This is a genomic window from Agrobacterium tumefaciens (assembly GCF_005221325.1).
Classification (GTDB): Bacteria; Pseudomonadota; Alphaproteobacteria; order Rhizobiales; family Rhizobiaceae; genus Agrobacterium.
Genome location: NZ_CP039888.1, coordinates 2,467,286 through 2,490,205, shown reverse-complemented (window position 1 = coordinate 2,490,205; position 22,920 = coordinate 2,467,286). Strand labels below are relative to the sequence as shown.

Genomic DNA, 22,920 nt, shown 5'->3' with positions numbered 1-22,920 from the left:
AAATCGCGGCCGGTCCCAGGAAATTGCCCTTTTCCTCGACCCTTTAGCGACTTCTTTAAAGTGGCTGCAAGCCGGTCGGCAAATCACCACTGAGGCGTTTCATAATCCCGAAGCCGGCGAAAATCAATATAGGCTGATTTCATCGGGGTTTCGGCTTTCCATTTTCGGGCCAGGTGCGGTAAGGCAGGGCATGAACAAAGAGCGCTTCACCATTCTGCTTGGCGGCGATGTCGCGGTGACCGATCGTCTGAAACAGGCGGTCGCGGATAGCCGCGTGATTGCGGCCGATGGCGGCATGCGCCATGCCGCGCCGCTTGGTCTCACACCCGAACTGTGGGTCGGGGATTTCGATTCCGCCAGCGAAGAGCTGCTTGAGGCCTGGCCCGATGTGACGCGGCAACCCTATCCGGCCGCAAAGGCCGTGACGGATGGTGAAATTGCAGTCTCCGAGGCACTTTCGCGCGGCGCGCATTCGCTTCTGATGGTGGGCGCGCTCGGCGGCGCACGAAGCGACCATGCGCTTCAGCACCTTCTTTATGCCGTGGCGCTTGCGGAGCGCGGTTTCGAGGTCACCCTGACCTCGGGTGAAGAAGAGGCGATGCCGCTGCTTGCCGGTTCACTCGCCATTGATTTGCCGGCCGGATCGTTGTTTTCCGTCGCCGGGTTCACCACCCTTGAGGGGCTCGATATCGGCAATGTGCGTTATCCGCTCAATGATTTCGCGCTTGCTTTCGGTTCCTCCCGCACTATTTCCAATGTCGCGAATGGCGGCCTTGTGCATTTCTCGCTGAAAAGCGGCAAAGCCATCGTGCTCGCCCGCCCTTATGATCTGACCGGAGCCTGACACCTTGGCACCCCCAATTCTGAAACTCGATGATATCAAGCTGACCTTCGGCGTGACCCCGCTGCTCGACGGCGCCAATTTCCAGGTGGAGCCCGGTGACCGCATCTGCCTTGTCGGACGCAATGGTTCGGGCAAATCCACGCTGATGAAGATTGCAGCCGGTCTGGTCGAGGCGCAGTCGGGCGAGGTTTTTCGGCATCCCGCCGCCACCATCCGTTATCTGGAACAGGCACCGGATTTTGCCGGTTACGACACCGTTCAGGCCTATGCGGAAGCGGGGCTCGGACCGGGTGACGATCCCTATCGAGTAACTTATCTTCTCGAGCATCTGGGTCTCACCGGACAGGAAAATCCCGAGAGCCTTTCAGGCGGCGAAGCGCGCCGCGTGGCGCTCGCCCGCGTCATGGCGCCGGAGCCCGATATTCTGATGCTGGACGAGCCGACCAACCATCTGGACCTGCCCACTATCGAATGGCTGGAAGGCGAGCTGCAGCAGACGCGCAGTGCACTGGTGCTGATTTCGCACGACCGGCGTTTTCTGGAGAAGGTCTCAACCTCGACTGTCTGGCTTGATCGCGGTCAGTCCCGCCGTCTCAATCGCGGCTTTGCCCATTTCGAGGAATGGCGCGACAAGGTGCTGGAAGAGGAAGAACTGGAACAGCATAAGCTCGGCAAGGCCATCGAGCGCGAAGAACACTGGATGCGCTACGGCGTGACCGCAAGGCGCAAGCGCAACATGCGCCGCGTCGGCGAGCTTCAGGCCATGCGCGCGGACTATCGCGGCCACAAGGGGCCGCAGGGCTCCGTGCAGGCGACCGTCACGGAAGGGCGGGAATCCGGCAAGCTGGTCATCGAGGCGGATGCCATCACCAAGGCTTATGGTGAGCGGGTGATCGTGGCACCGTTCTCGCTCAGGGTTCATCGTGGTGACTGCATCGGTCTCGTGGGGCCGAACGGTGCGGGCAAGACGACGCTTCTGAAGATGCTGACGGGCCAGCTTGAGCCCGATAGTGGCACGGTGAAGCTCGGCACGAATCTGGAGATCGCCACGCTCGACCAGAAGCGTGAGGATCTCAATCCTAACGAAACGCTCGCGCATTATCTGACCGACGGGCGTGGTGACAATCTTCTCGTCAATGGCGAAGTGAAGCATGTCACTGGTTACATGAAGGACTTCCTGTTCCAGCCGGAGCAGGCGCGCACCCCCATCCGCAATCTCTCCGGCGGTGAGCGCGCCCGTCTCATCCTGGCGCGCATTCTGGCCCGGCCGACCAATCTTCTGATCCTCGACGAACCGACCAACGATCTCGACATCGAAACGCTCGATCTGTTGCAGGAGATCGTCGCCGGTTTTTCCGGCACGGTCATTCTCGTCAGCCACGACCGTGATTTTCTGGACCGCACCGTCACCTCTACCATCGCGCCCGCCAATCCCGATCAGCCGGATGGACGCTGGATCGAATATGCGGGCGGCTATTCGGACATGATGGCGCAGCGCAAGGGTGCGGCGGAAGAAAAACGCAAGGCCGACAGGCAGGAAAAGGCTAAGGCCGTATCTTCAGCTTCGCCATCGCAGGAGCCGGCAAAGGCCAAGGGCAAACTCTCCTTCAAGCAGAAATTCGCCCTCGAAAATCTGCCGAAGGAGATGGAAAAGGCCCAGGAAGAGATCGCAAAACGCGAACAGCGCATGGCTGACCCGGCACTTTTCGCCAAGGATCAGGCGACCTTCAACAAGCTGGCGCAGGAAATGGAAAAGCTGCGCGACAAGCTGGAGACCATGGAAGAGGAATGGCTGGAACTGGAGATGCTGCGCGAGGAACTGGAAAGCTGAAGCCTGCTGCCCACCGTTCGCAACCTTTCTTCGGCCTTTGACAGGCAAGCGGAATTGCCGTTCTATGCCCGCGTTCGTTTGGAGGAGGTCTGAAAATGCGCATGATTTTCGTCAATTTGCCGGTCAAGAATATCGAGGCATCGAGAAGCTTCTTCACGGCCCTCGGTTTCAGCTTCAATCCGGAATATTCCGACGACCGCACGCTCTGCATGATCGTGGAGGAGAACATCTTCGTGATGCTCCTTCAGGAGGAGCGGTTTCGCGATTTCATCAATGGCGATATCGCCGATGCGAAGCAGAGCACCGAGGTTCTGACCTGCCTTTCCGCCGGAAGCCGCGAGGAGATCGACGGCATGATCGCAACTGCGCTTGCCTCCGGTGGCAGCAGCTGGAAACCGGTTCAGGACCATGGCTTCATGTATGCCGGCAGCTTTCAGGACCCCGACGGGCACGTCTGGGAGCTGGTGCATATGACGGAGCAGGGCTGATCTCGGCCATCTTGCCAATCACTGACGGCGGGACTAAACCATCATCTTGATCTAACGGGGTGTCTTCTGTGCGCGTGTGCAGAAGGCTGAGAGGCTTGCCAACCCGAAGAACCTGATCCGGTTCATACCGGCGGAGGGATTAGACGGCTTAAAGGCAAGCGGCTATTCCTTTTCGTTTTTTGAGGAGATACCCGTGCGCCGTCGTCTTTTCCTGAATTCCGTCATTGCCGCCTCGCTGTTGCTGCCCGGTTTCGCCGTGGCTCAGGACAAGCCGGAACTGACCGTCTACACCTATGAAAGCTTCGTTTCCGAATGGGGTCCCGGCCCGAAGGTGAAGGAAGCCTTCGAGAAGGTCTGCGGCTGCACCGTCAATTTCGTGGGTGTCGCGGATGGCGTGGCGCTGCTCAACCGTCTGAAACTTGAGGGCAGCGGTTCCAAGGCGGATGTCGTGGTCGGTCTCGACACCAATCTTGTCGCGGAAGCCAAACAGACAGGCCTCTTTGACGCCAGCGGCATCGATGCATCGGCGGCCAAGGTCCCGGGCGGCTACAAGGACGATGTTTTCGTACCCTATGATTATGGGCATTTCGCTGTCATCTATGACACGCAGACGGTGAAAAATCCGCCGGCGAGCCTCAAGGAGCTGGTGGAAGGCGACCCGGCGCAGAAGATCGCCATTCAGGACCCGCGTACCTCCACGCCGGGGCTTGGCCTGCTTTTGTGGGTAAAATCGGTTTATGGCGACAAGGCGCCGGAGGCCTGGGCAAAGCTCAGGAAGCGTATTCTCACCGTCACGCCGGGCTGGTCGGAATCCTACGGCCTCTTCACCAAGGGGGAGGTGCCGATGGTGCTCTCCTACACCACCTCGCCCGCCTATCACATGGTCGTCGAAAAGTCGGACCGTTATCAAGCTGCGGCCTTTTCTGAAGGGCATTACATCCAGATCGAAGTGTCCGGCCTTCTCAAAAACGCACCGCACAAGGCGCTGGCAAAGCAGTTTCTCGCTTTCACGCTGACATCAGGTTTTCAGGATGCCATTCCCGAAAACAACTGGATGATGCCGGTCGCGGCAACGTCGGTCCCCTTGCCCGAGGCATTTTCCAAACTCGTCGTGCCGCAGAAGACCTTCCTGATGGATCCCGAAGAAGTGGCGAAGAACCGCAAGGCGTGGATCGACGAGTGGCTTTCGGCCATGAGCATGAACTGAGGAAGAGGCACGCCCGCGCATGATGCTGCGTCGCGATTATCGGCGGTCGATCATTTTCGGGACGGCGGCTTTTGCCGCCGTTTTCCTGTTCATGGCGCTCGCGGTTTTTGCGCTGCTGTCTTTTGATGCCGGCGCATCCACCGCTGGTATCATGGATGCCTATACGCTGCGTATCCTGCGCTTCACGCTATACCAGGCGACGCTGTCCACCCTTTTGTCCATCGTTCTCGGTCTGCCCGTCGCTCTGGCGCTCGCCCGGCGGAAAGAGTTTCCGGGAAGAATCTGGATCATCCGATTGATGGCGGTGCCGATGGGATTGCCGGTGATCGTCGGCGCCTTCGGCATCATCACCATCTGGGGCCGGCAGGGTGTTTTGAACAGTGCTCTTGTTTTTGCCGGGGCGGATGAGCCTTTCAGTATCTATGGCCTTTCCGGCATTCTCATTGCTCACGTCTTCTTCAATCTGCCGCTTTCCGTGCGGCTGATGCTGGCGGGGCTGGAGCGTATTCCGGGGGAATATTGGCGCATGGCGGCAAGTCTCGGCATGGGGCCGGTTTCGGTTTTCCGTTTCATCGAGTGGCCGGCGGTCTCGCGGCTTATTCCCGGCATTGCCGGGCTGGTTTTCATGCTGTGCGCCACCAGCTTCACGCTCGTGCTTCTTCTCGGCGGCGGGCCGGCGGCGACAACGCTGGAGGTGGCGATCTATCAGGCGCTACGGTTCGATTTCGATCCTCAGCGGGCGATTGCGCTCTCGGTTCTGCAGATTGTCCTCACCGCAGTCCTGCTCGGACTCCTCGCCTTTCTGCCGTCACCGGAAGCGGAAATCTCCTCGCTTGGTCGCAGCATTCGCCGTTTCGACGGCAAAAGTACCGCCGCGCGCCTGTGGGACGGGGCGGCAATCGTTTTTGCTGTTTTCCTAGTCGGGCTGCCGCTTGTCGCCATAGCTGTTTCGGGGTTACAGGCCGATCTGCCACGTCTGCTCACAGCGCCGATCTTCCTGCGTGCTGCGGCGACCAGTCTTGCAATCGCCGTGCTGTCGGCAATTCTCGTCGTCCTCTGCTGCATGGCGATCATCGGCGCACGCCAGGCCGTCGGCTCCAGACGCAGGGTGGCGTGGCCTCTCCGTCTGCTTTCCGCTCTGCTTGGGGCGGGGTCGTCGCTGGTGCTGCTCGTTCCGCCCGTCGTGCTGGGAAGCGGATGGTTCCTGCTGCTGCGGGTGTTCGGCGATGTCAGCTTTTATGCGCCGGTTCTCGTGGCGCTCATCAATATGCTGATGGCCCTGCCGCTTGCCATGCGGGTGATGGAGCCGGCCTTCACCAGCCATTTCCTGCGCACTGGCCGGCTTTCTGCCAGTCTCGGACTTCAGGGCTATTCGCGGCTGCGGTTTGCCGATCTGCCGGTTCTCTGGCGGCCCATGCTGATGGCGCTTTCTTTTGCCATGGCGCTGTCGCTCGGCGATCTCGGGGCAGTTGCGCTGTTCGGGTCGGAAAATTTCGTCACCTTGCCCTGGCTGGTTTATAGCAATATGGGCAGCTATCGCACCAATGATGCCGCCGGTTATGCCTTCCTCCTCGGCGTCGTTTGCCTGCTGCTTGCCGCAGGCGGCATTTCCAGGCAATCCCAATCAGCAAGGGCTGGCATATGACAGGCGATGATTTTGCCGTTGAGCTGGACAAGGTCAGGCTGCGGCTCGGAACGCAGGATTTCGAACTTGATTGCTCCTTCCCGCAAGGTGAGGTGACTGCCGTCGTGGGTGCTTCCGGTTCGGGCAAGTCGACACTTCTTAATCTAGTCGCTGGTTTCGAGGCGCCGGATTCCGGGCGCGTGGTGATCGACGGGCAGGACATGACGGCGCAAGACCCTTCGGAAAGGCCGGTTTCATCGATCTTTCAGGACAATAATCTCTTCGCCCATCTCGATATTTTCACCAATGTCGCTCTCGGCATCAGCGCTGGCCTGAAATTGCGGGCGGAAGACCGGCAGAGGATCGAAGTGGCGCTGGCGCGTGTCGGCCTTGCGGGTTTCGACAAGCGCCTGCCGGGCACGCTTTCCGGCGGGGAACGGCAAAGGGCGGCGCTGGCGCGTGCGCTGGTGCGGAAAAAACCGGTCATGCTGCTCGACGAGCCATTCGCCGCGCTCGATCCGGGACTGCGAGCGGGCATGACGTCTTTGCTTCTCGACTTGCACGCGGAAACAAAAAATACGGTGATTATTGTCACGCATCACCCCGACGACATAAAGAAGCTGGCGCATCGAGTGGTTTTTCTTGATCGCGGCCGCGTTGTCTATGCAGGCTCGACCGCAGATTTCTTCGCCACACAAAATGTGAAGGCGGTCGACAGTTTTCTGAATGGCTGATCGCCTTATTTTCGACGCGTGCCGCTGGCAATCGCTTTAGATAACTTCAATGGCGCTAATTTGCACTTGCCAGTTTCAAGTTGTTGCCCGAGAAAAGATGGGAATTATTGCGTTCTTCAGGAATATTCCGGACTTGATGGATCGTTTTTACCGTTTTGGCATTCATCGCCCATTGGGGCGAATCTGTTATTCTGGTCTGCAATTAACGGATGATCAGGAACGTTAAGGGGCAGGCATAGAGAATGAAAAATAGCATGACTGCACAGCGGAGGCTTTTCTCCGGTTCAGGCCTTCGCCGTTCCGGCCAGCTTGCTGCGGCGTGGTCCGCGCTGACGGCGTCCGCCGTGCTGCTGTCATCGTGCCAATCCCTGTTCAGCCCGGCCTACCAGTCCACATTGCGTCCCTCGGATAATCCGCAGACTGTGGAACAGGTGCAGAAGAATGATCCGCGCGCGCAGATGGGTGCACGCGAACACCCGCGCATCGTGGCCAGTTACGGGGGCGAATATCGCGATGCGAAGACGGAACGGCTGGTCGCCCGCATTGCCGGCGCGCTGACGGCCGTCTCGGAAAATCCGCAGCAATCCTACCGTATTACCATTCTCAATTCGCCCGCCATCAATGCTTTCGCTTTGCCCGGCGGATATCTTTACGTGACGCGCGGGCTTCTGGCGCTCGCCAATGATGCCTCGGAAGTGGCGGCCGTGCTGTCGCACGAGATGGGCCATGTGACCGCAAACCATGGCATCGAACGCCAGCGCCGCGAAGAGGCGGAGGTGATTGCGAGCCGCGTGGTCGCGGAAGTTCTGTCGAGCGATCTCGCCGGCAAACAGGCGCTGGCACGCGGTAAGCTGCGGCTTGCTGCCTTCTCCCGTCAGCAGGAATTGCAGGCAGACGTGATTGGGGTTCGCATGCTGGGTGAAGCCGGTTACGACCCCTATGCGTCGCCGCGTTTTCTGGATTCCATGGCGGCTTATGCGCGGTTTTCATCGGCCGATCCCGAAAACGACCAGAGCCTAGACTTCCTTTCGAGCCACCCCAACACGCCGCAGCGCATCGAGCTGGCGCGCCGTCATGCCCGCGCCTTCGGCCAAGAAGGGCAGGTCGGGGATCGTGGCCGCGACTGGTTTCTGGATGGCATAGACGGCCTGCTTTATGGCGATAGTCCGCAGGAAGGTTATGTCCGGGGCCAGACATTCCTGCATGGAACGTTGGGCATCCGTTTCGACGTGCCGGAAGGTTTCGTCATCGACAACAAGGTGGAGGCCGTTCTGGCGACGGGCCCAGGGGATATGGCTATCCGTTTCGATGGCGTGGCCGATCCGAAACAGACGAGCCTCGCCAATTACTTGACCAGCGGTTGGGTCGCCGGCCTGTTGCCGGAAACCGTCAAGGAAACGCAGATCAACGGTCTGGAGGCGGCGACAGCCCGCGCCAGTGCTGATAAATGGGATTTCGACGTGACCGTCATTCGTGTCGGTCAGCAGATTTTCCGGTTCCTGACGGCGGTGCCGAAGGGCAATGCACAACTTGATTCCATCGCCAATGTGCTGCGCACGAGCTTCCGCAAGATGACGCCACAGGAGATTGCCTCCCTGAAGCCGCTCAGAGTACGCGTGGTGACGGTGAAGCCCGGTGAAACGGTGGCGACAATGGCGGCCCGGATGATGGGAACCGACCGGAAGCTCGACATGTTCCGCATGATCAATGCAATGAGCGCCACCGCCACCATTCAGCCGGGGCAGCGGGTGAAGATCATTTCGGAATAGAGCCAAAGAAAAACCCCGGATCGCTCCGGGGTTTTTTGTTGTCTGGCATCTGCAAGGATTATTGCCACTCACGCACGTCGACGAAATGACCGGCGATTGCCGCAGCCGCAGCCATGGCCGGTGAGACGAGGTGGGTGCGGCTCTTATAGCCCTGACGGCCCTCGAAGTTGCGGTTCGAGGTGGATGCGCAGCGTTCGCCGGGCTTCAGACGGTCGTCATTCATGGCAAGGCACATGGAGCAGCCCGGTTCGCGCCATTCGAAACCGGCGTCGAGGAAAATCTTGTCCAGACCTTCCTGTTCCGCCTGTTCCTTGACGAGACCGGAGCCGGGCACGATCATGGCCGAGACGGTGGGAGCCACCTTGCGGCCATCAACGATCTTTGCGGCTGCGCGCAGATCCTCGATTCGGCCATTGGTGCAGGAGCCGATGAAGACACGGTCGATGGCGATATCGGTGATGCGCGTACCGGGTTTCAAGCCCATATAGTCAAGCGCGCGCCATTTGGAAGTACGCTTGTTTTCTTCCTCGATATCATCGGGATTGGGAACGATGCCTTCAACGGAGGTGACATCCTCCGGGGACGAACCCCAGGAGACGATAGGGGGCAGGTTGGCAGCATTGAGGATGACAACCTTGTCGTAATGAGCGCCCTCGTCGGATTTCAGCGTCTTCCAATACGCGATGGCCTGTTTCAGCGTCTCACCCTTCGGCGCACGCGGCTTGTCTTTGATGTAATCGAAAGTCGTTTCATCCGGTGCGATGAGACCGGCGCGGGCGCCGCCCTCGATCGTCATGTTGCAGACCGTCATGCGCCCTTCCATGGAGAGCGAGCGGATGGCCTCGCCGGCAAATTCGATCACATGGCCGGTGCCGCCGGCCGTGCCGATCTCGCCGATAATGGCAAGGATGATATCCTTGGCCGTCACGCCCTCCGGAATCTTGCCATCGACACGCACCAGCATGTTCTTGGCCTTTTTCTGGATCAGCGTCTGGGTGGCCAGAACATGCTCCACTTCCGACGTGCCGATACCGTGCGCCAAAGCGCCGAAAGCGCCGTGGGTTGAGGTGTGGCTGTCGCCGCAGACGATCGTCATGCCCGGCAGGGTGAAACCCTGCTCCGGGCCGACGATGTGGACGATGCCCTGGCGCTTGTCGCGCTCGGAATAATATTCGACACCGAACTCCTTGGCGTTCTGCGCAAGTGCTTCCACCTGAATGCGGCTTTCCTCGTTCTTGATGCCTTCCAGCCGGTCGGCTGTGGTCGGAACGTTATGGTCGACCACGGCGAGCGTGCGGGTCGGCGAATGCACCGGCCGGCCGGCCATACGCAGGCCTTCGAAGGCCTGCGGGCTCGTCACCTCATGTACGAGGTGGCGGTCGATGTAGAGAAGACAGGTTCCGTCCGGGTCACGGTTGACGACGTGGTCGTCCCAAATCTTGTCATATAAGGTGCGGGGTGCGCTCATGGCTCTATGCCTTGTCATGGAAAAGGGTAATCAGGGTTCAGAAAGGCGGTGGACAGCGGATGCTGTCAGGCGAGCCTAAGTCGGCTGTTGAGCGCCCCGGAAATGCGCGCAAAGAACCGTGCCGGCAGACGCTTGTGGTCCTGCAGCACATAAACATTCTGAGCGAGACATCCGAATTTAGATCCCATGGCAACTTTCATAGCAGATCGATGGTTTTACGGCAATATGAATGCTTGGGAGACACGCGGAAGGATGGAGTAGTTTCGTTCATATGCGCCGCACCGCAGTTGGATCGCCTGCGTTGCAATGCTTTCCGATGGATATGGTGCGGCGCAACTTGCCTATTTTGCGGCGCACATATAGATGGGTCCCCTTATCATTTGCATTCGACGAGAAATCGAAGGGAGGAAAGCATATGGTATCCGAAAAGGCCCTCATCTCGAAGATCACCTGGCGGCTGATGCCGTTTCTTGGCCTTCTCTATCTCATCGCTTATATCGACCGCCAGAATGTCAGCTATGCCAAGCTGCAGATGGTCGATGCGCTGAGTCTGAGCGAATATGCCTACGGTCTTGGCGCTTCGCTGTTTTTCATCGGTTATTTCCTCTTCGAAGTGCCGAGCAACCTGTTCCTCAACCGTTTCGGCGCCAGCAAATGGTTTGCCCGTATTCTGGTTTCCTGGGGCGCCGTTACCATCGCGCTTGCCTATACGCAGAATGCCACGATGTTTTACATCCTGCGTTTCCTGCTCGGACTTTGCGAAGCGGGCTTCTTCCCCGGCGTGCTGTTCCTGATGACGCTCTGGTTCCCGCGCGATTATCGCGGCCGCATGATCGGTCTCTTCATGATCTTCAGCGCGCTTGCCAATGCGGTTGGTGCACCGCTCGGCGGCATGCTGCTCGATCTCGATGGTTTCCTCGGTTATGCCGGATGGGAATGGGTGTTCCTGGCGACCGGTATTCCTGCCGTCATCGCCGGCGTCGTTACCTTCTTTTATCTGGATGATACGCCGGAAAAGGCGAAGTTCCTGACGCAGGATGAAAAGGACTGGTTGAAGAACCGGCTGGCCGAAGAAAACAAGGGCATGGAAGAACATGCGGAGGACGGCTTCAAGGCCCTGGTCAACCCGCGCGTTCTGTTCATGGCGCTTTGCTATGTCGGCTTTCCGCTGGCCGCCTATGGGCTCAGCTACTGGCTTCCGACGATCGTGAAGAGTTTTGGTGTTTCCAACACCACCAACGGCTTCATCAATATCATCCCCTGGATTATCGTCGCCATCGCCCTGTTCGTCGTGCCTTCGGCAGCCGACAAGGCGAAGAACAAGACGCCCTATATCGTCGGCCCGGCTTTCGTTGGCGCTTTCTGCCTGCTGATGTCGGCATTGCTCAGCGATCCGGTGTTGCAGTTCGCCTTCCTTTGCGTCGCTGCCGCGGGTATCTTCGCCGGCCAGCCGGTGTTCTGGAGCCTGCCCGGACGCTTCCTCAAGGGAGCGGGTGCTGCTGCGGGCATCGCCGCCATCAATTCCGTTGGCAATCTCGGCGGCTTCGTGGCGCAGAATGTCGTGCCCTGGATCAAGGATCAAACCGGAAGCACCATCGCACCGATGTTCTTCCTGGCTTTCTGCCTGGCACTTGCCGGGGTGCTGGTCATCATCGCAACGCGTAAAATGGGCAATCAGGTCAAGGCTGCCTGATTTTGGAAGATTGCGACAGCGACGCGATTGCCGAGCGTCGCATACGTAAAAAATTGTGGCCCGGATGTTTCCGGGCCACAATCATTTTAAGCGATAATCGATGAAATTCTCTTTGAGAGAATTATGCGGTGAACCAATCGCTACCCGTCAGATGAACACCGGAAACAATAATCTTCTCGCCCTTGTGCTCGCCAGTGACGTTGTACGTCAGAATAGTGTCGCTATCGTCTAACCTCACTGCCCAATTATCGATGGTCGTGCCAACCAGCTTCAGTTTGTCCACAGAGGCGTTGAAGCCTTCGATGCTGTCTGTAGCTGAGCCCTTGGCCATGTCGCCGAGATTGAAGACGAAGGTGTCGGCACCACCGCTTGCCTTAATGTAATCGACACCTTTGCCGCCGGTGACAACCGATGAAGCAAGCTTTACGCCGCTCAGGTCGATATAGTCGTTGCCAGCACCAGCATCGATCTTGACAGAGGTGAAGCTGCCATCGGTGATGCCGGCGCCACCATTCACAGCGCCTGTATTGGCAGCAAGGCCGCCCGTGCCAGCCGCAGATGTGTCATTGAATGCGGCGCCAGCCTTGACAACGATCGTGTCGTTGCCTGCGCCGGTGTCGATGTTGAAATTGTTCACCCAGGTCTTTTCATTCGAAACGACAGAGACGGTGACCGTGTCATTGCCCGCGCCGGTTGAGATGTTGCCACGCTTGGCATTGAGAACTTCCACGGTGGAGGAACCGGTGCCGCCGAGGTGAACGTCGACCTGAACGAAATCCTTGAAGGTAAGGTTTTCAGAGGTGTCGGACTGGGCGAGAGCGTTCTTTACCGAATTCCATGCCGAAGACACGTCAAATTTGAAGCCGTTCGAAGCGGCATCATAACCAACATCAACCGTACCGCCCGCACCGGTACCGGGAACCGACACGGCGCCGACGTTGACAGTGCCTGAATCTAGCGAAGAGCCGTTTTTAACCTGGGCCGTCGATTCCGTGAGAAGCTTGTAAGCTTCCTGGTCGATGAGGCTGGTGAGCGAAGAAACCGAGGCAGCACCGCCATTGCCGAACGTTACTTTTAACGCCATTTTAAACTCCTATAAACTCTTTGAAATCGATGAATTAAAATTAAGTTTCTGGTAATTATTGCGGGTGATATTTAATACATAAAAAACCACAATACAATATAAGAAGAATCGAATTTTAAAAAAAATCACGTATGTGGTGTATTGGAAGATTTTATCTATTTTGCTGATTTCAGGAGTAACTTACTCCTGAACAAAAGTCTTTTTGAGCCTATCTTGGAACGGTTTGACGAAGTATGAGAGAACACTTCTCTCGCTGGTCTGGATGAATACTTCAGCCGGCATCCCCGGATACAACTTCCCGCCAGGTAGATGTGCCCTGCCGACTTTGTCTGGTCTGATGCGCAGAACATAATAGGACGTGCCAGTTCGGGAATCTGTCTGTAGGTCTGGGGCAACGACGGCGACGTGCGCGTTCAAGTCCGGTGTCGTACTTTGATTGAACGCTGTGAAGCGAACGGTAACCGGCTGTCCGACGTAAATCTGATCGATGTCTCGCGGGGTTATGTTAGCTTCGATTGCAAGCTCATCCTTGTCGGGAACCACCAGCATCAGCACTTCACCCGGTTGAATGACGCCGTTTATGTTGTGCACTGAAAGTTGATAGATACGACCGGCAATCGGCGAGCGGATGTCGAGACGATCCAGCTGGTCGCGTGTTGCTGCCAGCCGCTCTTCATATTCGGCAACGGTTGCTTCGATCGACGTCAGGTCTTTCGTGACTTCCGACTTGCGATCTTCATCGAGCTGCAGCAATTGCAGGTCCAGTTCGCTCAGCTTGCCCACGGTCTGCGCACGAGCCGCAATATATTGGCCCTGCTGGCCTTCGAGATTGGAAAGCTGGCGCTTGAGGAGATTGAGGCGCTGGAGCGTGACGAGCCCTTTTTTCAGGAGCTCATCTGTCTTGAAGACGTCTTCCTTCACAATGGCGAGTTCATTTTCCGTGGCTTCAACTTGTACGTCGAGGCCGTGTGCCTCGTCGGCCAATTGGTCCTTGCGTGTGGCAAGCTGTTTTTTCATGCCGATCAACGCGTTGCGGCGACTGTTGAAAAGGTTCTGTTCGCTATCGATGAAGGTCTTGGCCGCCTTCGAATTTGTCAGTGCGGTCAGGTCTTCGGTCACGGTGAAAGAGGGTGCTTCGGCAATCTCCGCCCGCAGGCGGGCCCGACGCGCATAAAGTTGCGCAAGCGTGTTCTCAACGATGGAGAGATTTGCCTGAACAACCGTCGCACTGAGCCGCAAAAGGACCTGCCCGGCCTCTACCCTGTCGCCTTCGACGACATTGATCTCACTGACGATGCCGCCGGAAAGATGCTGGATTTTTTTGGAGTTGCCTTCAACGACCACTCGGCCCGTGGCCACCACCGCGCCGGCAAGCTTCGCGAAAGCCGCCCAGCCGCCCATTCCGACGAGAAGGCCGAGACCAAGGACGACCACGGCGGCCGAATGCCTGAGAATGGACGAATTTGTTGTACCGGTTTTTTCTGTCTCAGCCATTCTCGCTCACCCGGTTTTCGATCTTGCGCGTTTCTTCCCCCTCGGGCACCTGGCGGATATTCTGCCGCAGGATTTGCGCGAGCACCTCTTCCTTGGTGCCGAAGCGCAGCATCCGGCCATTGCTTATCACCATCACCATATTGATGCTTTCGAGGGCGCTGGGGCGGTGGGCAATGACGACGACAATGCCGCCGCGGGCCCTGATGTCGCCGATGGCATTGCGCAGGGCCACCTCACCTTCGTTGTCCAGATTGGAATTCGGTTCATCGAGAAGGACGAAGAAGGGCTCGCCAAAGAGTGCGCGGGCAAGGCCGATGCGCTGTTTCTGTCCGCCCGACAAAGCCTCGCCGCGATCGCCTATGGAGGTATCATAGCCGTTCGGCAGGTTCAGGATCAGCTCATGCACCTGCGCGGCCTTGGCGGCGGCAACGATCGATTCCGCGGTCGCATTGCGGTCGAAACGCGCGATATTCTGCGCGACCGTTCCCGGCATCAGTTCCACCTGCTGGGGCATGTAGCCGATGGATTTGCCGAGGAACTCGAAGTCCCACTGGTTCAGTGCGGCGCCATCGAAGCGGACGGAGCCGCGCTCATAGGGCCAGATGCCGGTCATCAAACGCGCCAGTGTGGATTTGCCCGAGGCGCTTGGGCCAATGATGCCGAGACCATCGCCCGCATTCAGCGTGAAGGAGATGTCGGCAACCGTATCGCGCGCGCCATTCGGCGGGCCACCGGTGACGCGATCGACGGCAACGGTAAATTGCGGACGCGGCAGGGAGAGCGGTGGTGCAGGCTCCGGCGCCAGTTCCAGAAACTCGTTGACGCGTTTCCAGCCCTGCCGTGCGGTCATGAAGCTGCGCCAGTTCGCGATCGCATGTTCGACGGGGCCGAGCGCCTTTGCGGAAAGGATCGATCCGGCGATGATGCTGCCCGCCGAGGCATGGCCGTCGATGACAAGTACGGCGCCGATGGCCATGACGCCAGATTGCAGCAACAGGCGGAATGTTCGCGAGATGGCGCCGAGCATGCCAGCCGTGTCTGAAGTCGACAGGGTCACGGAGCGATATCTGGAGTGCAATTCGTCCCACATCGACGTCACCGCACCCATCATGCCCATGGTCTTGATGGATTCGATGTTGCGCTGGCTGCTGCCGACAAGCACGTTTCTCTGGCCCCGTGCGGTATATGCCTGCTTTGTCGCCCTTTCGGTCAGCCAATTGGTCAGAAGCGTCAGCACGACGAGAACCACGGCCCCGCCGAGCACCGCAAAGCCGATCCAGGGATGCAGGGCAAAACAGATGAGGAGATAGATGGGCAGCCAGGGAATATCGAAAAAGGCAGCCGGCCCCGGCCCGGAGAGAAACTGGCGGATCTGATCGAGATCACCGACGATCTGCAGCCCGTCGATCTTGCTGGAGGCAAGAAGCGGGGCGCTGATCGATGCCCTGAAAAGCTTCTGATTGAGCGCATCATCCATATTGTCGGAGATGCGCGCCAATATGCGGCCTCGCAATGCGTCGAACCCCATCAGAAACGCGTAGAGAACGATCAGGAGAACGACCAGTGCCACAAGAGACGGAATGCTCTTGCTGGGCAAAATGCGGTCGTAAACTTCCAGCATGAAAAGCGAGCCGGAAAGATTAAGGATGTTCATCAACGCGCTGGCGAGGCCAACCGCGAAAAAAGCGGACTTATTTTTTGTTAAAAAAGAATTAAATAAAAACATAATAACACCTAAAACAGCAAGAAAATTGCACAATAAAAGGGATTAGGCAATGCTATTCGAGGGTGGGCTAAAACGCCCGCCTAAAAAACGAAGTAAATATCCGTTATCTGTTTGGAATATGTTGGTTTATCCAGAAGAAACTGAAGTGGAACCATTAAACGGGGAAGAAGCGACGGCGTCTCTTACGGTTTGTGGCCCACCGCCGGTAATTCAGGCCAGATATCGAATTGGTCGTTTGCGGTTTTCGATTGACAAGCTGAGACCACAAAAAAGGCGACCCGAAGGTCGCCTTTCGTGCATCCATCGAAATGGAAATCTTATTCCGCCGTGGCTTCTGCAGCCTTTGCTGCTTCTTCCGCTGCCTTGGCTTCTGCGGCTTCGGCTGCTGCCTTTTCGGCGGCGAGAGCCTGTGCTGCTGCTACCTTTTCAGCTTCCAGACGTGCCTTTTCTTCGGCAGCTGCCTGGCGCTCGGATTCGTTCAGCTTGCGTGCGCGCGTACCGGTGTTTTCAACGATACGGGCAGCCTTGCCGCGACGGTCGCGCAGGTAATAGAGCTTCGCGCGGCGAACCTTACCGCGACGAACGATTTCAACGCCTTCGACCAGCGGGGAGTAGATCGGGAATACGCGCTCGACGCCTTCGCCGTAGGAGATCTTGCGAACGGTGAAGCTTTCGGAAAGGCCGCCGCCGGAACGGGCGATGCAAACGCCTTCGTAAGCCTGAACGCGGGTACGGTTACCTTCCGTCACGCGAACGTTGACGCGCAACGTGTCGCCCGGAGAAAACTCAGGCAGGGTGCGCTTTGCTTCGATCTTGGCAGCCTGTTCGGCTTCCAGCTGCTGAATGATATTGGTCATGTTAACCTCTGATTTCTTCTGAAACAGCCAGAGCGCTCAACGGTTCGCCTGTCGGTCAATGCCTTCAGACCATGCCTTGCGGCAGGAGCGGGTTCGCCATTCTTTGCTTGCGGTTAAAGGGGTAAACCCCAATTCCAAGCGCGCACATATACTAGCATGCGCCATTTGTCATCCCTTTCATGACAATATTTTATCAATAACGCGCCGCGCTCCGGCAGTTGCGAAGCGGCTTGCTGCCGGATATGGCATGAGAACCTTGGGAGGGGCCATGTCCATATTTGTCATTCTGATGCTGTTTGCGACCGGTTTTCTATCTGGTGTCGTCAATGCGATCGCTGGTGGCGGCACCTTCCTGACCTTCGGGGCGATGACGCTGGCCGGCCTGCCGCCCATCGTCGCCAATGCCACCTCTGCGATCGTGCAGTTTCCTGGCTATATTACCTCCGTCATCGCTTATGGGCCGGAAATCCGTGCGCATTGGCGCGAGGCGATCCTGCTCTCGGCCGTTTCCATCGTTGGCGGGCTTGCTGGGTCGCTGCTTCTGCTGTCCCTCGACAATCCGTCCTTCCGCCAGCTGGTGCCATGGCTGCTGCTGGCCGCGACCGCCGTTTTCGCCGCCGGCCCATGGCTGCGACCGAAGACGAGTGCGGAACGCTCACCCGGCAATCTACCGAGCCTCGTCTTTCAGGGGCTCGCTTCTATCTATGGCGGCTTTTTCGGGGCCGGCATGGGCATCATGATGCTGGCCATCCTCGGAATAACCTCGGGCGGCAGCTATCATCATCTTAACGCGCTGAAGAACCTGCTATCGGTGGTGATCGCCGTCATCGCCATTACGATCTTTGTCAGCGGCGGCGTCGTGTCCTGGTGGGCGGCGCTCATCATGTTTCCGGCGGCGGCACTTGGCGGCTATGTGGGCGTGCATACCGCAAGGCGGGTGCCGCAATGGATCATCCGCTGGCTGGTGATTGCGGTCGGGCTGGTGCTAACGACCTATTATTTCGTCTCGGCCTGAGTTTTTTTGAGCAGATCGGGCCGTCTTTCCTTCGTCAGCGCCACCGCCTGCTCGTGCCGCCATTTGTCGATGGCGGCGTGGTTGCCTGAGGTGAGGATGGCAGGAATATCGCGGCCTTCCCAGAGTTGCGGGCGGGTATAATGCGGGTGTTCCAGCAACCCGCCCTCGAAGCTTTCATGCACGCCGGAAAGATCGTTGCCCATGACGCCCGGCAGGATGCGAACGACAGCATCCAGAAGCGTCAGTGCCGCCGGCTCGCCGCCGGAGAGGATGTAATCGCCGATCGACACTTCCTCGAGCCCACGGGCCTCGATGACGCGCTGATCGACACCTTCGAAACGGCCACAGACGATGATCGCGCCGTCTCCGGCCGCCAATTCGCGCACGCGGTGCTGGGACAGCGGTTTGCCGCGCGGGCTCATCAGCAGCCGTGGCCGTGTGTCGCCGTTCGAAACATGATCGATGGCTGCGGCCAAGACGTCGGGCTTCAGCACCATGCCGGCGCCGCCGCCTGCCGGCGTGTCATCGACGCTTCTGTGCCTGTCGGTGGCAAATTCGCGGATTTGCACGGCATCCAGCGACCATTGCCCCCGCTCCAGCGCCTTGCCCGCCAGCGAATATTGGAGATGCCCCGGAAACATTTCCGGGTAGAGCGTCAGAACGGTCGCCTTGAAGGTCATGGATTTATTTCTTACCGAACGGCGGTACGCCGTTTTCGTCCTTGGCGTCTGGATTGTCGATCAGGCCGGCGGCCATTGGGTCGATGAGAATGCGCCCGGCTTCGAGATCGATCTCGAGCACGGCGGCTTCCGAAAAGGGAATGAGGGCAGGGCGACGGCCCGCACCTTTCAGCTCCAGCAGATCGCCGGCGCCGAAATCATAGACGGCGCTAACGGCGCCATAGCTTTTCCCCTCGGCATCGACAGCTTCAAGCCCTTCGAGATCGGCATAATAAAACTCGTCGTCGTCCAGCTCGTCGTCCGGCAGATTGTCGCGTTCAATGAAGAGTTCCAGCCCGTTCAGGCTTTCGGCCGCATTGCGGTCGTTGATGCCTCTGAAACGGACGACGACGACATTCTTGCCCTCGCGAACTTCCAGAATTTCAAAGACGCGGCCATCGGCGGTGACCAGATTGCCGTAATCGCCCAGCGCCATCGGGTCGTCCGTATAGGTGCTGACACGGACTTCGCCGCGCAGGCCCTGCGCGCCGCCGATCTTTGCCATGAGTATCGGGTTTTCCAGCTTTGCCATCGGGCCGTCCGTCTTCTGGTGTTGGTTGCGTCAGCTTTAAGGTTTGTTGACGCCAAAATAAACAAAAAACGGGCGGCATGGAAAACCACGCCACCCGTTCTTCAAAAGTTTCCGTGCAGATTATTCCGCAGCAGAGGCTTCGGCAGCAGCAGCGGCTGCATCTTCAGCCTTCTGCTTCTTTTCAGCAACGCGTTCCAGGGCGCGCTTGCCCGGCAGTGCCTTTTCCGGGTTGCTGCGAGCGGCGCGCTCGGCAAGGCCGGCTTCGGCGAGGAAGCGCAGAACGCGGTCGGTCGGCTGTGCGCCCTTGGCGATCCATTCCTTGATGAGGTCAGCCTTCAGCTCAACGCGCTGCGGGTTGTCCTTGGCAAGCATCGGGTTCCAGGAACCGACCTTCTCGAGGAAACGGCCGTCGCGGGGCGAACGGGCATCAGCAACGACGATCTGGTAATACGGGCGCTTCTTGGAACCACCGCGTGCGAGACGAATTTTAAGTGCCATGTGATTTACTCCTTAAGATGGCTTGTCCGCCGGTCAGGCGGTCTTTTCATTACCGCCATGTTCGGCGGCTATTGCTTCATGATGCCGGATGACTTCCTTGATGACGAAGTTTAAAAACTTCTCGGCGAAATCCGGGTCCAGATTGGCGTCCTTCGCAAGACGGCGAAGGCGTTCGATCTGGTATTCCTCGCGCGCCGGGTCGGCCGGCGGCAAACTGTATTTTGCCTTCAATACGCCCACCGCCTTGGTGCAGCGGAAACGTTCGGCAAGAATGTGAACCAGTGCGGCATCGATATTGTCGATCGACTGGCGGTATTCGGAAAGCTGGGCTTTCACCTCTGCATCGTTCATTGGCGTCGCCCTCACTTCTTTTTCGGGAAACCGGGCAGGCCCGGCATCCCACCGAGACCCGGCAGCTTTGCCCCACCGAGACCGGGCAATCCGCCCGGCAGGCCACCAAGACCGGGCATTGCACCCGGCTTGCCGAGGCCGGCGGCTTCAGCCTGTTTCTGGAGCGCCTCAAGCTGCTTCGGATCGATGTTCGACAGATCAGGCATGCCGCCGCCCATCATGCCACCGAGCCCCATCTTGCCGGCAAGACCGCCCATCATCTGTTTCATGATGCCGCCTTTGCCCTTGCCGCCCATGGCCTTCATCATGTCGGCCATGCCGCGATGCATCTTCAAAAGCTTGTTGATTTCAGCGGCATCGGTGCCGGAGCCGGCGGCGATGCGCTTCTTGCGGCTGTGCTTCAGAATATCCGGGTTGGCGCGCTCGGCCTTGGTCATGGAGGAGATGATGGCGATCTGACGGTCGAACATCTTGTCGTTCATACCGGCCGAAGCCATCTTGTCCTTCATTCCAGCCATGCCGGGCATCAGCCCCATGATGCCGCCCATGCCGCCCATCTTCTTCATCTGGCCAAGCTGGTCGGCCAGATCGTTGAGGTCGAACTTGCCCTTGGCCATTTTCTCGGCCATGGCGCGGGCTTTTTCCGCATCAATGTTTTCGGCGGCCTTTTCGACCAGCGAGACGATGTCGCCCATGCCGAGAATACGGTCGGCGATACGGCGCGGATGGAACTCATCGAGTTCGTTCATGCGTTCGCCGATACCGATCAGCTTGATCGGCTTGCCGGTGACGGCGCGCATGGAAAGGGCCGCGCCACCGCGTCCGTCGCCGTCCATGCGGGTGAGCACGAGGCCGGTGATGCCGACACGCTCATCGAAATTGCGTGCCAGATTGACGGCGTCCTGACCGGTCAGCGAATCCGCGACCAGCAGGATTTCATGCGGGTTGGACTTCTTCTTGATGTCGGCCATTTCCAGCATCAAGGGTTCGTCGATATGGGTACGGCCGGCGGTGTCGAGGATGACGACGTCGTGCCCACCGAGCCGGGCAGCCTGCACGGCGCGTGCGGCGATATCGGTCGGCGACTGGCCGGCGATGATCGGCAGCGTGTCAACGCCGGTCTGGACGCCCAGCTGACGAAGCTGTTCCTGTGCGGCCGGACGACGCGTGTCGAGAGATGCCATCAGCACCTTCTTCTTATCGCGGTCGGTCAGGCGTTTGGCGATCTTGCCGGTCGTGGTCGTCTTGCCCGAACCCTGCAGACCCACCATCATGATGACGACGGGGGCGGCCGCATGAAGGTCAATGGAAACGCCTTCGGTGCCGAGCATCTCGACAAGTTCGTCATGCACGATCTTGACGACCATCTGGCCGGGCTTGATGGATTTCAGGACTGCCGCGCCGACAGCCTTTTCACGCACCTTGTCGGTGAAGGAACGCACGACTTCCAGCGCCACGTCAGCTTCCAGAAGCGCACGGCGAACCTCGCGCAGGGCGGCGGCAACATCGGCTTCCGTCAGCGCGCCACGGCCGGTCAGTCCATTCAGAATGGAACCAAGGCGGTCCTGGAGGTTTTCAAACATCGTTTCTTCCTTCTTCGTTCCGGGGTTTCCGAAACGTCGGTGCTTTCGCTGGCAAAAACAAGACGCAAAGCCAAAAAGCACCCGAGGGCGCAACGCGCTGTCGGGTGTTGACCTCCGGGATCTCTTTATACCTTTTCGGGTCCCGGTCGGCGGCTTGGAGTCGTGAAACTGCCAGCTGATGGGCGGGATAAACAGGAAAGCGCGGGAAAAGTCAAGGCGGGGCTGGCTTGCCGCCGACAGAGCCTGCATTTCATCTTTGCGTGATCGGCCGCAGGCCACCATTGGCGGCGCTTGAACGGCCCTCTGTTGCTCCCTATAGATTCATCATGAACCGTCGAAAATTTTTTCGTTTTTCCGCTGTTGGCCTGCTCGCTCTGGCGGGTGGCGGCCTTTATGCCCGCCGTTCGAGTGCCAGCGCCTATTATAGCGGCCCGATCTCCGATCATTTCGACGGAGTGCGCTTCTTCAATCCCGGCGGTTCGCCGCCCGGCAATTTCATGGGCCTTTTGAAATGGCGCTTCAATGGCGAGCGGGCCACATGGCCGGAAAGCTATCCGAGCCCCTTTCCCTTCGCGAAGCCGGAAGCGCGGATCGAGGGCAGGGATATGCGCGTCACCTTCGTCGGCCATGCCTCCTTTCTCATACAGACGGCGGGGCTGAATATTCTCGTTGATCCTGTGTGGTCGCAGCGCACCAGCCCCTTCAGCTTTGCCGGCCCCAAGCGGGTCAATCCGCCCGGCATTCGCTTCGAAGACCTGCCGCCCATCGATCTGGTTCTGGTGACGCATAATCACTACGACCATCTGGATATGGAAACGCTGAAGCGCCTGCATGTGGCGCACAAGCCGCTTTTCATCACACCATTCGGCAATGACGCCATCATCCGCACCGGCGTTCAGGCGGCACGCATCGAGGTGGGGGACTGGGGCGATGTGGTGGAGACGGGTTCGGTGAAAATTCACTTCGAACCGTGCCATCATTGGTCGGCGCGCGGTTTGAATGATCGGCGCATGGCGCTCTGGGCAGCCTTCGTCATCGAAACGCCCGGCGGCAAGATCTACCATATTGGCGATACCGGCTTCCACGAGGGCCGCAATTATCACGCCGCGCGCAAGAAACATGGTGAGTTCCGCCTCGCCAACCTACCTTTCGGTGCTTACGAACCACGCTGGTTCATGAAGGGCCAGCACCAGAACCCGGCGGAAGCCGTTGAAGGCATGAAGCTTTGCGGTGCGGCGCATGTCTGCGGCCACCATTGGGGTACGGTACAGCTTACCGATGAAGCGGTGGATGCGCCGCTTGCGGCCCTCAAGACGGCATTGACGGAGCAGGGGGTGGAGGAAAGCCGTTTCCGGCCGATGCGTCCCGGCGAGGTTTTCGACGTACCTTCCGCCTGACGGCGG

20 protein-coding genes and 2 riboswitches are annotated in these 22,920 nt (G+C 58.7%); of the genes, 10 read left to right on the top strand and 10 right to left on the bottom strand.

What is annotated here, in order from left to right; genetic code table 11:
• Positions 1-23: 23 nt before the first annotated feature.
• A riboswitch (SAM riboswitch) is annotated at positions 24-100 on the bottom strand.
• 90 nt (positions 101-190) lie between these two features.
• The 7 genes from CFBP5499_RS12790 (at position 191) to CFBP5499_RS12755 (ending at position 8,497) form a co-directional block, all read left to right on the top strand.
• Positions 191-844, top strand: coding sequence for a thiamine diphosphokinase (locus CFBP5499_RS12790; protein ID WP_080827075.1), 654 nt, complete (start codon positions 191-193; stop codon positions 842-844).
• A gap of 4 nt (positions 845-848) precedes the next feature.
• Positions 849-2,675 (top strand): ABC-F family ATP-binding cassette domain-containing protein, encoded by a 1,827-nt coding sequence (locus CFBP5499_RS12785; protein WP_080827076.1) that lies wholly within the window; start codon positions 849-851, stop codon positions 2,673-2,675.
• A gap of 95 nt (positions 2,676-2,770) precedes the next feature.
• The gene (locus CFBP5499_RS12780; RefSeq protein ID WP_080827077.1) at positions 2,771-3,163 is read left to right on the top strand and encodes a VOC family protein; all 393 of its coding nucleotides are present in this window, start codon (positions 2,771-2,773) and stop codon (positions 3,161-3,163) included.
• A gap of 45 nt (positions 3,164-3,208) precedes the next feature.
• Positions 3,209-3,319, top strand: a riboswitch (TPP riboswitch).
• Between the two features lie 37 nt (positions 3,320-3,356).
• The gene (gene thiB / locus CFBP5499_RS12775) at positions 3,357-4,370 is read left to right on the top strand and encodes a thiamine ABC transporter substrate binding subunit (RefSeq protein ID WP_080827078.1); all 1,014 of its coding nucleotides are present in this window, start codon (positions 3,357-3,359) and stop codon (positions 4,368-4,370) included.
• Between the two features lie 19 nt (positions 4,371-4,389).
• On the top strand, positions 4,390-6,015 hold the full coding sequence (gene thiP / locus CFBP5499_RS12770; RefSeq protein ID WP_080827079.1) for a thiamine/thiamine pyrophosphate ABC transporter permease ThiP: 1,626 nt from the start codon (positions 4,390-4,392) through the stop codon (positions 6,013-6,015).
• Positions 6,012-6,728 (top strand): ATP-binding cassette domain-containing protein, encoded by a 717-nt coding sequence (locus CFBP5499_RS12765; RefSeq protein WP_080827080.1) that lies wholly within the window; start codon positions 6,012-6,014, stop codon positions 6,726-6,728. Before thiP ends, CFBP5499_RS12765 begins: the two co-directional genes overlap by 4 nt.
• Positions 6,729-6,982: 254 nt before the next feature.
• On the top strand, positions 6,983-8,497 hold the full coding sequence (locus CFBP5499_RS12755) for a M48 family metalloprotease (protein WP_175416716.1): 1,515 nt from the start codon (positions 6,983-6,985) through the stop codon (positions 8,495-8,497).
• 58 nt (positions 8,498-8,555) lie between these two features.
• On the opposite strand, the gene leuC is transcribed toward CFBP5499_RS12755, so the two are convergent.
• Positions 8,556-9,965, bottom strand: coding sequence for a 3-isopropylmalate dehydratase large subunit (leuC, locus tag CFBP5499_RS12750; RefSeq protein WP_080827082.1), 1,410 nt, complete (start codon positions 9,963-9,965; stop codon positions 8,556-8,558).
• Between the two features lie 415 nt (positions 9,966-10,380).
• Here leuC and CFBP5499_RS12740 point away from each other — a divergent pair, with 415 nt between their 5' ends.
• The gene (locus tag CFBP5499_RS12740) at positions 10,381-11,658 is read left to right on the top strand and encodes an MFS transporter (protein WP_080827083.1); all 1,278 of its coding nucleotides are present in this window, start codon (positions 10,381-10,383) and stop codon (positions 11,656-11,658) included.
• A gap of 121 nt (positions 11,659-11,779) precedes the next feature.
• Here CFBP5499_RS12740 and CFBP5499_RS12735 read toward each other — a convergent pair whose 3' ends face one another.
• The 4 genes from CFBP5499_RS12735 to rplS all read right to left on the bottom strand — a co-directional run bounded on the left by CFBP5499_RS12735 (position 11,780) and on the right by rplS (position 16,819).
• On the bottom strand, positions 11,780-12,742 hold the full coding sequence (locus CFBP5499_RS12735) for a rhizobiocin (protein ID WP_080827084.1): 963 nt from the start codon (positions 12,740-12,742) through the stop codon (positions 11,780-11,782).
• 180 nt (positions 12,743-12,922) lie between these two features.
• Entirely contained in the window at positions 12,923-14,236 is a 1,314-nt protein-coding gene (locus CFBP5499_RS12730) for an HlyD family type I secretion periplasmic adaptor subunit (RefSeq protein WP_080827085.1), read from the bottom strand.
• A complete protein-coding gene (locus CFBP5499_RS12725) occupies positions 14,229-15,962 on the bottom strand; it encodes a type I secretion system permease/ATPase (RefSeq protein WP_080827086.1) in 1,734 nt (577 codons plus the stop codon). The genes CFBP5499_RS12730 and CFBP5499_RS12725 overlap by 8 nt, the downstream gene beginning before the upstream one ends.
• A 317-nt stretch (positions 15,963-16,279) precedes the next feature.
• Entirely contained in the window at positions 16,280-16,819 is a 540-nt protein-coding gene (rplS, locus tag CFBP5499_RS12715; protein ID WP_006310880.1) for a 50S ribosomal protein L19, read from the bottom strand.
• Between the two features lie 268 nt (positions 16,820-17,087).
• On the opposite strand from rplS, the gene CFBP5499_RS12710 reads away from it, so the two are divergent.
• On the top strand, positions 17,088-17,834 hold the full coding sequence (locus CFBP5499_RS12710; RefSeq protein WP_080827087.1) for a sulfite exporter TauE/SafE family protein: 747 nt from the start codon (positions 17,088-17,090) through the stop codon (positions 17,832-17,834).
• On the opposite strand, the gene trmD is transcribed toward CFBP5499_RS12710, so the two are convergent.
• The 5 genes from trmD to ffh form a co-directional block, all read right to left on the bottom strand.
• Positions 17,816-18,514 carry a tRNA (guanosine(37)-N1)-methyltransferase TrmD gene (gene trmD / locus CFBP5499_RS12705; protein ID WP_080827088.1) on the bottom strand — a complete coding sequence of 233 codons (699 nt, stop codon included), beginning with the start codon at positions 18,512-18,514 and terminating at the stop codon, positions 17,816-17,818. The two genes, CFBP5499_RS12710 and trmD, sit on opposite strands and share 19 nt — an antisense overlap.
• A 4-nt stretch (positions 18,515-18,518) precedes the next feature.
• The gene (gene rimM / locus CFBP5499_RS12700; RefSeq protein WP_080827089.1) at positions 18,519-19,085 is read right to left on the bottom strand and encodes a ribosome maturation factor RimM; all 567 of its coding nucleotides are present in this window, start codon (positions 19,083-19,085) and stop codon (positions 18,519-18,521) included.
• A 120-nt stretch (positions 19,086-19,205) separates the two neighbouring features.
• Positions 19,206-19,583: a 30S ribosomal protein S16 gene (rpsP, locus tag CFBP5499_RS12695; protein WP_003492498.1), complete on the bottom strand. Its 378-nt coding sequence runs from the start codon at positions 19,581-19,583 to the stop codon at positions 19,206-19,208.
• Between the two features lie 33 nt (positions 19,584-19,616).
• Positions 19,617-19,934, bottom strand: a complete 318-nt coding sequence (locus CFBP5499_RS12690) for a chorismate mutase (RefSeq protein WP_080827090.1) — start codon at positions 19,932-19,934, stop codon at positions 19,617-19,619.
• A gap of 11 nt (positions 19,935-19,945) precedes the next feature.
• Positions 19,946-21,517, bottom strand: a complete 1,572-nt coding sequence (gene ffh / locus CFBP5499_RS12685; protein WP_080827091.1) for a signal recognition particle protein — start codon at positions 21,515-21,517, stop codon at positions 19,946-19,948.
• Between the two features lie 326 nt (positions 21,518-21,843).
• Between ffh and CFBP5499_RS12675 the strand changes: the two genes are divergently transcribed.
• Complete coding sequence (locus CFBP5499_RS12675; RefSeq protein ID WP_080827092.1) at positions 21,844-22,914, top strand: MBL fold metallo-hydrolase; 1,071 nt, start codon at positions 21,844-21,846, stop codon at positions 22,912-22,914.
• The last annotated feature ends 6 nt before the right edge of the window (positions 22,915-22,920 follow it).